Genomic DNA, 13,412 nt, shown 5'->3' with positions numbered 1-13,412 from the left:
AACCGTGGATCAATGAATCTGGCATCATATTTTATTATAAAAGTAAGGTAAGGACGCTATGGGCAGCGCCGCTCTATAACCTGTTTTCGTTTTTTTGGGAAAAAGGAAAAGGACAGGCCAAAGAATCGGCATGCCAGAAGCACGCTGTATTCTTAGGCTCTGTCCTTGGTACCTGAGAGTTACCCCGCCGCATGATGCAGCAGGTTTCCCCTTGGGTGATCATAACGCCCATACAGGGCGATTAGATGCTCTCCAGAGTTGCGTCCCGTAAAAGTCCTTTTGCCTGAGAGATTCACCTCCGCTTGTCGGTGGCTTACTCCTTCGGCGTTACCGCATGTACACCCTGATTCGGGTGTCAAGGGTAATCTCTCCCTTTACATTCATCCGCGGGTATTGCATAGACCAATTAAACACATTTACTACTCTCATTAAAGCCTGAATCGTCTATTGATGTCAAGAACGATATCATAGATATGAACAAAAAATCCGAATGAAATTTTTAATTAACATTTTAATGTACGTCTATTTATAAAGAGTGCGCTTACTTTTCTAATATTCACCATTATATGTAGGGAGGGTCCATTTGAGTTACAGGCATATAAGGAAGAAAAACAAATAAATTGTGAGGTATCTTGACATTTGAATCGAAAATATCATACGCTATGTTCTGGGAAAAAGGTTAAGGTCAAAGAAACGCATGCACTCATTAATGAAAAGCGAGGCGGATATCGATGAGCGAATTGAAAAGTGATTTCCTGTACAGTGAAGAGCACGAATGGGTGCAGACCGTAGGGGAGGATACCGTACGTATTGGCATTACCGAGTTCGCGCAGCATCAGCTGGGTGACATTGTGTTTGTAGAATTGCCTGACCTTGAATTGGATGTAAAAGCGGAAGACGGCATTGGAACGATTGAATCCGTCAAAACCGTTTCGGATTTGTTTTCTCCTGTCAGTGGAACGATTATTGCTGTGAATGATGCATTGCAGGATTCCCCGGAGCTGGTTAACAACTCCCCATATGAGGAAGGCTGGATGATCGAGATTCGTGTTGAGGGCGACCTCACAGCAGCACTTTCCACATTGATGAACGCGGATGCGTATCGTAAACATACGGAATAATATTAAGGTACAAATTTCCGCTAGATACGGAGTTTCAGCTTAATGGAAAAGTTCGTTTAACGTAATAAAAATGAATCGATTGATTATAGATCCGGATGGTGATACAGCTCATTCGGAGAATACTTAGGCGCAATTGCCTCACCTGGGACAGGGTGAGGAAATTGCGCTTTTTTCGTTGTTAACAGACGAATGGGATGGAATGAATATCAATTAACGTGTTTCATCATTATTTCTAATTGAGATAGAAACAGCTCGTTCAAATAGAATAAATTTACAATTTCATTTGTCATTAAAATGGGGCATTTCGTGGGTATGATACATGAAAGGGAATAACAGGTTCCATTCCATATACAAGGTTCAAACATGGGACAATCCTTTAAATTTAAATCTTGTCATCAACGTTCATGACGGAAGTAGGTTTTCATTTCGTTGTAGAAGATACCGTTTTCATTTACGATATGGTTGTAAATTAAGATTTATTGAAGATTTGTACCTTTGTTCATCTGGATCATCGTTGTCAAAATTCAGTGGAATTAAGGTTTAATATGTTGAGGAGGTTTTCAATATGAGTTCAGTGGACGCAAAGTCCGAAAAAAGCGGAGGAATACGGGTCGGCGTTCAGAAGTTTGGACGTTTCCTGAGTGGTATGGTTATGCCGAACATGGGTGCATTTATCGCCTGGGGTTTGATTACGGCATTGTTCATTCCAAAAGGATGGTTCCCTAACGCAGATTTTGCATTGCTGGTTGATCCAATGATCAAATATTTGCTGCCTTTGCTTATCGGTTACACAGGCGGTACCATGGTACACGGCCAACGTGGTGGTGTAGTCGGTGCAATAATGACCATCGGGGTTATTGTCGGCAGTGACATTCCAATGTTCCTTGGCGCCATGATTGCCGGACCATTGGGAGCTTGGGTCATTAAGAAATTTGACAAAGCTGTCGATGGCAAAATCAAATCAGGGTTTGAGATGCTGGTTAACAACTTCTCCGCTGGTATTATTGGTGGGATTTTGGCCCTTCTAGCCCTTAAAGGCATCGGGCCTTTCGTTGAAGCGATTAGCAAGGTGTTATCGGCTGGGGTAGAAGCTTTGATGAACGCTGGTCTTCTCCCGCTGGTCAACCTGATCATTGAGCCAGGAAAAGTATTATTCCTGAACAATGCCATCAACCATGGGATTCTGACACCGATTGGTACGGATCAAGCAAGAGAACTGGGGCAATCCGTATTATTCATGCTTGAATCCAACCCAGGACCTGGACTCGGCATTTTGCTGGCATACTGCTTCTTCGGTCGCGGATCAGCCAAATCTTCCGCTCCAGGTGCTGTAATCATTCATTTCTTTGGCGGGATTCACGAGATTTATTTCCCTTACATTCTGATGAGACCGATACTGATTCTGGCTGCGATGGCTGGTGGTGTGGCGGGTACATTGACCTTCATGCTGACAGGAGCTGGTTTGGTATCTGCACCGTCACCGGGAAGTATCATTGCCTACTCATTGTTAACACCTAAGGGCGGATATCTTGGCATGTTTGCCGGGGTAGCCGTAGCTGCGGTTATCTCCTTCCTCGTGGCATCCATACTGCTCAAAACAGGTAAACAGAAGGATGACGAAGATCTGGATAGTGCTTCCAGCCGCATGAAAGATATGAAAAATCAGGGCAAAACGGGTAACCTCACCGTTGATAAAGACAATCGTGAAGCTGACCGTGCAGCCGATATTGCTTCTTCGGCAGTAAAAACGGATATCAATAAAATTGTATTCTCCTGTGATGCAGGTATGGGTTCGAGTGCCATGGGTGCCTCGATTCTGCGGAAGAAAATGAAGGCAGCCGGTGTGGATGTCGCTGTAACCAACACGGCGATCAGTGAGATTCCACAAGATGCCGACATCGTCATCACACAGAAAACATTGACTGACCGGGCCAAATCCGTGGCTCCAAATGCAGAGCATATTTCCATCGATAACTTCCTGAAGAGTCCTGAATATGAGGCACTGGTGGAGCGCCTCAAATCCGACTCCTGATGAGTAATATTACAAGGAGACAGCGTGAGATCGTGGAGTTCCTGCTGGAGCATCCTCATGAGGTAACTGCTGGCGATATAGCTGTTGCGGTCAAAGTAAGCACTCGTACCGTACATCGAGAGTTGCAGATGATTGAACATTGGCTTGAGCCCCTTGGCATGAGATTGGAAAAAAAATCGGGAACCGGGGTTCGAATTGATCCCGGTTCCGATGATTTGGCCGTATTGCGTCAACAACTTGAGCTTAACGAATATGTGGAGTTTACGCCCGAAGAGCGTAAACTCTTCATGCTTTGTATTTTGCTGGATGAATCCGAGCCTGTGAAGCTGCTTGCATTGGCCTCAGATCTGAAGGTAACCGTGTCTACGGCAAGCAATGATCTGGACGATCTGGAACCACGCATTCAGCTGGCTGGCTTGAAGCTGGTTCGCAGGCGTGGATATGGGGTCAAGATCAATGGAAGCGAGCTGGCTCATCGCATGGCTATTTCCGCGCTCGCTCTTGAATATCTGGATGAATCCGATTTGTTCGGTAGACAGGCGGAGCAGGGAGTTTCCAAAGTAAACAGCAAACTTCTGGAAATGATAGGGCATGAGGATGTACTTACGGTCGAAAATGCATTATGGCAGCCGGATATTGAGTGGTTGGAAAATATCCCGGAACGTCAATACATGAAGCTGCTGATCCAATTGTCTGTAGCGGTCGTGCGGATTCGCAAAGGTTTTGGCATAGGTCGGGGCACACAACAGGACAAAAATGACGTTGGAAATCCTCTGCAAGATGAGCGGAAGGTGCCGGAATATTTGGCTTCACGGTTGTGCGGCGTTCTATCTGCCCAGCTTGGGCTGGAGTTTGTCGGCGAGGAGCAGGCTTATTTTCACAGGCTGCTAGTTGAAATCGAGCAATCGATTCATTCCTCGCGTCTACTGCCCATAGACGATCTGGTCTTACTCGACATGGTTCGTTCCCTTACAGATCGGATGCAGGAGAAAACTCATTATTCGTTCCATGAGGATCGTCTGCTTCGTGAAGGTCTGATTGCCCATATGGAGCCGGTGCTGGAACGTATGGATGGGCGGCAGCTTATCCGTAATCCGTTGCTTCAGCAGATCCGCAAGGATTATGAATCACTGTTTGAGGATGTAAAGAAAGCCGTGCGAGAGGCTTGGCCCAATACGGATGTGCCGGATGAGGAGATCGGATTTTTGGTAATGCACTTCGGTGCTTCCATTGAACGGCTGCGGGTGTTGAAGCGTGAAATCAGGGCTGTCGTCGTCTGTACGAGTGGGATCGGATCTTCACGGATGTTATCGAGCCGTCTGTCCAAGGAAATTCCCGAAATTCGGATTGTGGACAGCGTGTCATGGTATGAAGCCGCACGTATACCGAAGACGGAATATGATTTGGTTCTCTCTACTGTGGATCTGCCGATGGATAAACATCAATACTACAAGGTGAGCCCACTGCTGACGGCAGAAGAAAGTGAACGTTTAAGACACTTCATCAGGACAACGACGCTTCAGCGGGAACATAGTCCCCCACCTGAAGCAGAATCAAGGACAACAGGACGAATTTCCGATCCGGTTGGACTGGAAGCGACCTTGATTGAAATCGTACAGATAATCGGCAAGTTTCAGGTGTTCCCGCTGGATAATCAGGAGATCGGATTTTTAGAAACGGCTTACGCCATGTGCAGCGTTTTGCATCAATCCGGTGTATTGAATAATCCAGATGAGATTGCCAGGCTGCTGGAGGAGCGTGAAGCTGTTGGAAGTCAGAAGATTCCCGGAACTTCCCTCGCTCTGTTTCATACACGCAGTGATGGCATTCACAGTCCTTCAATTACGCTGTTCCAATTGACAGAGCCGCTTCTACGCACGCCGGAAGACCCGGCAGGTGTCAGCCATGTGCTCTTGATGCTTGGACCCAGACAGTTACCGAAGGAAAGTTTGGAGGTACTGAGTGAGATCAGTGCGCTATTGTTGCAGGAAGAAATGATTGCATTACTTGAAAAAGGCAACCGGGATGATCTTATTCATTACTTGTCCCAAGAACTTGCGGGATTTTACCGCAGCAAAACCGAAATTGGAGGTATTCAAACATGAGTGTGTTAACTAAAGATAAAGTCATCATGAATGCAACGGCTCAGGACAAATACGAAGCGATTCGTATGGCAGGTCAAATTTTGAAAGACGCGGGACATATCACCGCTGAATACATCGACAAAATGCTGGAGCGTGAAGAGATTGTCTCCACGTATGTCGGCAACGGACTTGCGATTCCACACGGCACGAAGGAATCCAAATCATTCATCCTGTCCACAGGCATTTCCGTCATTCAGTTCCCGCAAGGTGTTGATTTTGGGGAAGAAAAAGCGTATATGGTAATTGGTATCGCCGCTCAAGGTGGAGAACATATGGAGATCCTGACCAGCATTGCAGTCATCTGCGCCGAGGAAGAGAACATGGAAGCTTTGCGTCATGCTCAAACCGCTGAAGAAGTCATCACTATTTTGGAAAGTGAAATGGAACTATGAAGGCCCTTCACTTTGGAGCAGGTAATATTGGACGTGGCTTTATCGGTTTGATTCTGTCCCGTGCAGGCTACAATGTTGTTTTCTCCGACGTTAATCAGGAGCTGGTTAAGGCTCTAGAGCAGCGTGGAGAGTATACGGTTGAACTGGCTAACGAGGCCAAAGACCTGGAGAAAGTTACCGGTGTGAGTGCAATCGATGGAACCAATCTGGATACCGTTGCTCAGAACGTTGCAGAAGCTGAACTGATCACAACTGCAGTGGGCGTGAACATTCTGAAACATATTGCTCCCGGTATTGCCAAAGGACTTACGTCCAGACTGGGAGCGGGCGATGTCTTCCAGCCCCTTCACATTATTGCCTGTGAAAATGCAATTGGAGCCAGCACTCAGCTGAAAGAACATGTATATGGCCTGCTTGATGAGCGGACTCGCCTGCTTGCGGATCAGTACGTGTATTTCCCGGACTCTGCCGTAGATCGGATTGTGCCGATTCAGCATCATGAAGATTCATTGCATGTACAGGTAGAGCCTTTCTATGAATGGGTTGTTGACCGTTCACAAATGGCTCCTGCGTTCAAACCGGTTGAGGGTGTAATGTATGTGGATGATCTGGAGCCTTATATCGAACGGAAGCTGTTTACCGTAAATACGGGACACTGTATTGCCGCTTATATTGGATATGTGAACGGGTTTGATACAATTCAGAAGGCTATTGCCGATGAAAAAGTCAAATCCATCGTATATGGTGCCTTGCAGGAAACCGGAGCCGTTTTGGTGAAGCGTTTTGGATTCAATGCCGACGATCATCAGTTGTACATTGCCAAAATATTGGAACGGTTCGTTAACCCGCATCTGACGGATGAGGTAACTCGTGTAGGACGTTCTCCACTGCGGAAACTGTCCCCGAATGACCGTCTGGTTCGCCCAGCTCTCCAGGCTTACGAGTATGGAACGGAGACAACACTTTTAGCGATGGGTATGGCCGCTGCCTGCAAGTTTGACGTATCCGAAGACCCGGAAGCGGTGGAACTCCAGACTACGATCCAGCAAAAAGGGATTGAAGCAGCACTCAGCCAGTATACGTCCATGGATGAGAGTCATCCTGTACTGAAGCAGGCTGTAGCGCATTATCAACAAATGCAGAAGTAACGTTCTGTATTTCCATACAAAATAATATTGATTGAAGAAGAGCCTCACAGGGTTAACTGTGGGGCTCTTTATTTTGCTCTGTCTTCTTTTTATACGTATCCAGACATGCCTCGCAGATGCAAGACTTCCTGCGCTGTTCTGCCGGAATGGGGTCAAATACCCCTTCTGGGAACACAGCCCGGTTACACCAGCATTCTGAATGAGGACGACCAGCCGCATAGGAGCAGCCATTGGCCTCACCGCATAAAGGACATACAAGAACTTCTGGAGTGACTTTCTTTGTATCCTGCTCAACAGACATACGAGTCTTCCTTCCCCGATAAATTTCTAACCACGAACGATCGATAGGTTTATTAAAGTATAGCAACTCAACCCATTATATCAATCCTGTGGTTATTCTTCAGGGGGCAATTCAATCTTCAGTCCTTCCACATGCTTGCGACTCATCAGTTTGCGTTTCTTGCGATTCTCTTTGGTCTCCAGCACAATGTCGAGGTCATAGTCACCCGGATATAGTTCATTTGCGGAGATGTGCAAAGTTAGACGTTTCTTATGAATTTTGACTTTACGTCCACGCAGCATGACTCCGATATTTCCGCGACTGTCCTCCACATCACAGACGATGCCTGACTGGTTCAGATAAGCTGCATAGACGCGATCCCCTTTTCGGAATGCTTTGGCTGGGGAAGCGGGTTTTAATGTTTCAGGCCGATCAGCAGATTGCTTTCTAGTTCCAGTCTGTACGGACGGGCTGATAGGTTTTATCGTGTTCCTTGCTTCATTCAATTGTTCTTGTTCAACCGTGCTGTTTATTTGCGATGACGTTGAACTTACGTTAGGCACGGATGGAGAGGAGGTGGAAGAGACACTTTGCGAGACACCCTGATCTGAAATGAGCTTGGAGCGCTCAATAATACGCTGTGGCATACCCAATTTCAGTGCAATGGAATAGGCATAGCTGTCCCCGGCTTCTCCGATCCGCAATCGATAAAGAGGTTGAAGAGAGACCGTATCAAATTCCATTCTTGCATTCTCAAATCCAGGCGTGGATGCTGCAAAATGTTTGATTTCCCCAAAATGGGTTGTAGCGATAACGGTAGCTCCACGGCTGTGCAGCTCCTCCAGCATGGCGATCGAGAGTCCCACTCCCTCACCGGGATCGGTACCGGAGGCCATCTCGTCAATAAGCACAAGTGTTGATGAATCGGCTTGCTCCAGGATGCCAATCATGTTGCGAATATGTGCAGAAAAGGTACTGAGTGCTTGCTCCATGCTCTGTCCATCGCCGATATCAACAGCAATTTCATGATACACGGCCATCTCGCCATCTTCAGCGACAGGCACAAGCAGACCAGATTGCATCATCAATGTGAGCAGACCCAATGTTTTAAGTGCAACCGTTTTGCCACCCGTATTCGGCCCGGTAATGATTAGTGAGGAATATGTTTGACCAATTGCAAAATCAAGCGGAACCATGGATGCACCCATAAACGGATGGCGGGCATGATGAAGCCGAACACGTCCAATGGCATTGACGCGTACAGTTCGTCCATCCATGGTGGCCGCATATTTCGCTTTGGCAAATAGGAAATCCAGAATCCCTACCGTTTCCGTATTTAACGAAATTTCACGATTATAAGACTCTGCGAGGGAGGTTAAGTCACCGAGGATTTTCATCTCCTCCCGTGATTCCTCGGCTTGCAGTGAAGACAGCTCCATTTGCAGACCTACTAATTCAGCAGGCTCAATATATACGGTTTGGCCACTTCCTGATTCATCCAGCACACTGCCTTTAACGTGCTTGCGGAATTCTTTCTTAATGGGCAGCACGGTTCTTCCACCACGCTGACTAATCACATTTTCCTGCATGATGGAGCGGTGTTTGCTTATTAGAGAATCCAGCTTGCGCTTCATGCGTTCCTCATTCACCGTCATTTTTTTACGAATACGTATCAGCTCCTTGCTCGCCTGATCCTGAATGCGTCCACTATGGATACAGCGTTCAATCTCGCTGAGCAGGGATTCCATCCATATCATGGATGAAGCGTAGCGACTAACTGTGGGGGCCACTTCGGATTTGCCCTCCATGTATTTCATAAGCTGTGCGCAGCTGCGCAGAAATTGGGCGAGATGACTGAAATCACGTTCCGTAAATAAATAACCGGTGCCGAGCAGATCCATGATGGTCTCCATGCCATCCAGTGAAGGAATGGGCACACTGGCACCGTAACGAATCAAAGCAGCCGCTTCAGCGGTCTCTTCCAGCCGCATTTGAATCAGAGAAGCGTCCACCATTGGCTTCATGTCTCTTGCGTAACGTTTGCCCAAATAGGATAGGGCACAGGCTGCAACGTTTTTTTGAATTTGGGGATAACCCAGACTGGTTAACGTTTTTTCATTCATGCTTGATCTCTCCTTGGATATAAAATGGAATTTCGGTTAAAGCGATGGGACATATTCCCGGAAAACGCAAAAAGGGCGGAGAATGAACAAACGTCATTCTCCGCCCTTAACGTACGGGAAAGTAGGGCCCGTTATAGGTCTATACAAAAAAATCCACGCTGAACACAGCGCGGAAATAGACCCGGACACGTACAATCCCGGAGGCGATTTATGATATCCGCTGTTCTTAACTAAGTACAGGGTAATGGCGCATCATGAAATACACATATGCCACAAGGCACAAGTGAATCGAAGGCCAAACTCCTGAATATGAAACTAGTTAGTTAAGAACGCTCACCGACATCAAAATCTCTCCTTTGATTGAGGAATATGCAACCAATATAAACTGGAAATTGCCTTGAAGTCAACCTTCAATAATAAATAGTGGACTTGAATAACAATGGGTTTTAAAATAACAATAGTAAATTAATCCAATGAAAGCGATATTATACATACGTTTTGCATTAGATCGGGTAGTGATTCCGAAATCGTTCTCGATCAAATAACGCAAAATGCACAAAGGAGGATGCTCTTTTTGCCTAAATACCTGCTGCGTTTGCTCTGTTTTACCATGATTCTCGGAGCCCTTCCGGTCATTGTTATTGGTTCAGTCTCCTATTCGATTGCTTCACGTGACATTGAACAGAAGGTCCGGGAGAGTAATTTGCAGATTCTGCATCAGACCCAAATGCGGGTAGAGCAAGTATTGCGCAGCCTGCAATTATCGTCCATCCAATATGTGAATTCTCCACTGGTATTACAAGCGATGAAAAAACCGCTGGACAGCAGCGAATTTCAGGAAATTCGTGATCTGACTTCCGGATTTAATAATCTGCAATCGGTTACTAATATCGATCAGGCCTATCTCGTGAATCTGGATGAAGACTGGGTCGTTTCGATGCGTTCCTTTGGAAAATTGGATGATTTCAGTATTCGGGACCGGATAGGCTCTTATTTGAAATATACAAACAGCCTGTTCTGGGTAACGCAAAATGTGAGTTCAACCAAAGAAAGTGTGCCGGTATCGGCGGGAGTTGGTGAAGCAACGCCAGAACACGCACCTACTCTTATTTCATCCGACAACGTGGTAAGTATGGTATTCAAGATTCCGATGATACCAACGAATGTGAAACCCAAGGGATTTTTGGTTATAGACATAGCCGATACAGAGCTAAGTACATTTCTAAGTCGAAATCCGAATTCAGGAGATATGTACGTCCTTGATCGGGAGCAAAAATATTTTCTCAACGATACAGAACAAGACGGGAAATACGACACGCTAAATCAGGAAATCCATGAAAAGGTACAAACGACAGGACAGTCGGAGGGTTTCTTCAGTGCAGAGGTCGAGGGAAGTCAGGTGGCAGTTAGCTACCGGCAGTCCCCACTCAATGGTTGGTTGTATGTATCCGTTGTATCGCTGAGTCAGATAACCGCCCAATCGCAGAAAATTGCATTGGTTACGGGAGTGGCTACATTAGTCATGTTATGTTTGACGGGATTAGTAGCCATCTACGGCAGTCGCAAGATGTATTCTCCCATTTCCAGACTTCTGCAGTTTACAAAAGGACTGGATTCTCCATTGGCTCCGTCGGGACGCCGTCAGGATGAATTTATATACATCGAAGAGCGATTATCGACCTTGTTCAGCTCGGAAAAGACGATGCGTGAGCAGATGAAGGGCCAGCATGTTCATTTGCAGGAATTTTTTATGACCAAACTGCTTACAGGCAAAATATCGGAAGATGACTTCAGATATCAGGGTCAGTTATACGATTTTCCAACCTCATGGTCCAGACTTGGGTTACTTACACTTCAGATCGATACCCTTGAAGGGACAAGGTATGAAGAGCAGGACCGGGATCTGCTGCTGTTTGCGTTAAACAATATGGTCGGTGAGCTGCTGCCCTCTGATATTCGTTTTGCACCTGTCATGATTGATGACGCCCAGGTTACGGTATTGGCATCCGTGTTGGATGATGAAGTACAACTAAAAGAGTGGATGCACACTCAAGCGGAATTGATCCGTGAGCGGGTTGTGACCTATCTGAATCTGCCTGTAAGTATCGGTATTAGTCGTTCCTATTCTGCAATAGGTGATTCGCCACGGGCTTACCAGGAGAGTCGTGAGGCTCTGCAAGGCAGGGTAAGTCTGGGCAGCCGTATTATTTTGCATTACGAGGATATTCAGCCGCGAGGTCAGACGGAGGCAGCGTTATATACACAGCTCAGGATGATTGAAGACCAGTTGGCTTCTGCACTCAAGCAAGGGGACGAGGAGAAAACCGATGCGTACTTTAAGCGGTATCTCGGATTGCTCTCAGACAAGAAGCTGCACTTCAGCGAATACCCCGTTATCATGGTTCAACTGTTGTCCCGTGTGTATCAGCTTGTACAGGAGCAGGGGGGGAATGTTGCGGAAGTGTTGGGCGAAAAGGCCTCTATGGCTCGACTACTCAAGTTATCCACATTGGATGAAATGACGAACTGGTTCCGCAAATGTTTATTTCACCCTGTCATTCGATTCTGGCGTGAACAGGAAGAATCTCAATATCTGAATATTGCCCGGCGCATGATTCGGCTGATCGAGGAGCGATATGATCGCGAATTGTCGCTGGAAGCTTGCGCAGAAGAACTGAATTTTCATCCAGTCTATCTGAGCCGTGTGTTCAAGAAGGAGGCTGGTGTGAACTTTACGGAATACCTTGCCGAATACCGGATGGAAAAAGCCAAAACCTGGCTGCAGACGACCAACCTGAAAATATCGGAGATTGCCGAGAAACTCAATTACACCAACCCTACTGCTTTTATCCGTACATTTCGTAAAATTACGGGAACTACCCCCGGAAAATACCGGGAGCAGCAGCGATAAAAGCAACCTGCTCTGCCTGCCATGGCAGGCAGGTTTTTCTTTGTTTCAAGGTCAGCCTTTATTCTGCGTTTGCAGCAGAGTTAAGACAGGAATATCGGAGGTTAAATGTGGTTCATTCAGGGGAGCATTCCAGAATTACAAATGCCTTAAACCCTTGCTGCATAAGGGAAAACAAGAAGCTAAAACGAGACGATAGCCAGTTACCCATTTATCCTCCACAATGAAGACATGAATTCAGGAAGTGATATTTTGTAATCGTTTCCAATGTGGGGAGGAAGACACTATGAAAGCCGAAACGGCGGCTCGAACACGACCCGCTACCCGCAGTGACAAAAACCTGCTGTGGAGGGACATCATCAAAAACCGGTGGCTTTATATTATGTTGATACCGGGCGTGCTTTACTTTGTTATTTTCAAATACATACCCATGTACGGCATTACGATGGCTTTTCAGGATTACACGCCTTATAAGGGCATTCTGGGCAGCGACTGGGTAGGGTTCAAGCACTTCCAGCGTTTCTTCGGGGAACCGCAGTTCTGGACTTTGTTCCGGAATACGTTTTTGCTAGCGATTTATAATATGGTGTTCTTCTTCCCGCTGCCAATTGTATTGGCACTCATGATGAATGAAGTTCGCCGTGAACGATTCAAACGCTTTGTACAGACGCTGGTATATGTTCCGCACTTTGTTTCCTGGGTTGTTGTGGTTGGTGTGTTCTACATGCTGTTCACAACCGAGGGCGGCGCTATTAACGAATTACTTTATAACCTGACGGGACAAAAAGTGGCTTTCCTGCTTGAGCCCGGCTGGTTTCGAACGATGATTGTTGGACAATCCATCTGGAAAGAGGTAGGTTGGGGCACGATTATTTTCCTAGCGGCACTCTCCGGTGTAGATACACAGCTCTATGAAGCTGCACGGATGGATGGTGCCAATCGCTGGCGTCAGACATGGCATATTACATTGCCTGCCATCCGCAGTACAATCATTATTTTGCTCATTCTGCGTCTGGGTAACTTCCTGGATACAGGCTTTGAACAGATCTTCCTGATGCTCACGCCGACGAACCGGGATGTGGGTGAGGTATTTGATACCTACGTCTACACCAAAGGTCTCACACAGGCACAGTACAGTTATAGTGCTGCTGTTGGTTTGTTCAAGTCGGTGGTCGGACTGGCACTTGTACTGGGTGCCAACACGATGGCCAAAAAATTCGGGGAGGAAGGCGTCTACTAACGCTTGGCAGCAGACGTTCTTCAC

The 13,412-nt window shown here is 46.6% G+C and carries 9 protein-coding genes and 1 riboswitch; of the genes, 7 read left to right on the top strand and 2 right to left on the bottom strand.

All coding sequences use genetic code 11. From position 1 onward, the window contains the following. Positions 1–261 precede the first annotated feature (261 nt). Positions 262–384: riboswitch (glycine riboswitch) on the bottom strand. 347 nt (positions 385–731) lie between these two features. From gcvH to CRO25_RS29640, 5 genes are all read left to right on the top strand, one after another. Then, positions 732–1,121, top strand: coding sequence for a glycine cleavage system protein GcvH (gene gcvH / locus CRO25_RS29660; RefSeq protein WP_079697444.1), 390 nt, complete (start codon positions 732–734; stop codon positions 1,119–1,121). Positions 1,122–1,686: 565 nt separating this feature from the next. Continuing rightward, positions 1,687–3,153, top strand: a complete 1,467-nt coding sequence (locus CRO25_RS29655; RefSeq protein WP_079697443.1) for a PTS mannitol transporter subunit IICB — start codon at positions 1,687–1,689, stop codon at positions 3,151–3,153. Continuing rightward, complete coding sequence (locus CRO25_RS29650; protein WP_079697442.1) at positions 3,153–5,258, top strand: BglG family transcription antiterminator; 2,106 nt, start codon at positions 3,153–3,155, stop codon at positions 5,256–5,258. Before CRO25_RS29655 ends, CRO25_RS29650 begins: the two co-directional genes overlap by 1 nt. Continuing rightward, on the top strand, positions 5,255–5,689 hold the full coding sequence (locus CRO25_RS29645; RefSeq protein WP_024633110.1) for a PTS sugar transporter subunit IIA: 435 nt from the start codon (positions 5,255–5,257) through the stop codon (positions 5,687–5,689). The genes CRO25_RS29650 and CRO25_RS29645 overlap by 4 nt, the downstream gene beginning before the upstream one ends. Further along, positions 5,686–6,837, top strand: a complete 1,152-nt coding sequence (locus tag CRO25_RS29640) for a mannitol-1-phosphate 5-dehydrogenase (protein WP_079697441.1) — start codon at positions 5,686–5,688, stop codon at positions 6,835–6,837. The genes CRO25_RS29645 and CRO25_RS29640 overlap by 4 nt, the downstream gene beginning before the upstream one ends. A 52-nt stretch (positions 6,838–6,889) precedes the next feature. Here the strand turns inward: CRO25_RS29640 and CRO25_RS29635 are convergent, their stop codons facing one another. Both CRO25_RS29635 and CRO25_RS29630 read right to left on the bottom strand, forming a co-directional pair. Continuing rightward, complete coding sequence (locus tag CRO25_RS29635; protein WP_079697440.1) at positions 6,890–7,138, bottom strand: cysteine-rich CWC family protein; 249 nt, start codon at positions 7,136–7,138, stop codon at positions 6,890–6,892. 92 nt (positions 7,139–7,230) lie between these two features. Then, entirely contained in the window at positions 7,231–9,240 is a 2,010-nt protein-coding gene (locus CRO25_RS29630) for a DNA mismatch repair protein MutS (protein ID WP_079697439.1), read from the bottom strand. 574 nt (positions 9,241–9,814) lie between these two features. On the opposite strand from CRO25_RS29630, the gene CRO25_RS29625 reads away from it, so the two are divergent. Both CRO25_RS29625 and CRO25_RS29620 read left to right on the top strand, forming a co-directional pair. Continuing rightward, positions 9,815–12,151 (top strand): helix-turn-helix domain-containing protein, encoded by a 2,337-nt coding sequence (locus tag CRO25_RS29625; protein WP_179132300.1) that lies wholly within the window; start codon positions 9,815–9,817, stop codon positions 12,149–12,151. Between the two features lie 283 nt (positions 12,152–12,434). After that, positions 12,435–13,388: a sugar ABC transporter permease gene (locus CRO25_RS29620; RefSeq protein ID WP_063566889.1), complete on the top strand. Its 954-nt coding sequence runs from the start codon at positions 12,435–12,437 to the stop codon at positions 13,386–13,388. Positions 13,389–13,412 lie beyond the last annotated feature (24 nt).

The sequence above is a fragment of the Paenibacillus sp. RU5M genome (assembly GCF_900221055.1).
GTDB lineage: Bacteria > Bacillota > Bacilli > Paenibacillales > Paenibacillaceae > Paenibacillus > Paenibacillus marchantiae.
The sequence above is the reverse complement of the archived record's forward strand: the minus strand, read 5'-3'. Positions and strand labels throughout refer to the sequence as shown.

Coding starts and splice junctions, on each gene's coding strand:
- gcvH (WP_079697444.1), top strand. CDS start 732: ATGAGCGAATTGAAAAGTGATTTCCTGTACAGTGAAGAGCACGAATGG.
- CRO25_RS29655 (WP_079697443.1), top strand. CDS start 1,687: ATGAGTTCAGTGGACGCAAAGTCCGAAAAAAGCGGAGGAATACGGGTC.
- CRO25_RS29650 (WP_079697442.1), top strand. CDS start 3,153: ATGAGTAATATTACAAGGAGACAGCGTGAGATCGTGGAGTTCCTGCTG.
- CRO25_RS29645 (WP_024633110.1), top strand. CDS start 5,255: ATGAGTGTGTTAACTAAAGATAAAGTCATCATGAATGCAACGGCTCAG.
- CRO25_RS29640 (WP_079697441.1), top strand. CDS start 5,686: ATGAAGGCCCTTCACTTTGGAGCAGGTAATATTGGACGTGGCTTTATC.
- CRO25_RS29635 (WP_079697440.1), bottom strand. CDS start 7,138: ATGTCTGTTGAGCAGGATACAAAGAAAGTCACTCCAGAAGTTCTTGTA.
- CRO25_RS29630 (WP_079697439.1), bottom strand. CDS start 9,240: ATGAATGAAAAAACGTTAACCAGTCTGGGTTATCCCCAAATTCAAAAA.
- CRO25_RS29620 (WP_063566889.1), top strand. CDS start 12,435: ATGAAAGCCGAAACGGCGGCTCGAACACGACCCGCTACCCGCAGTGAC.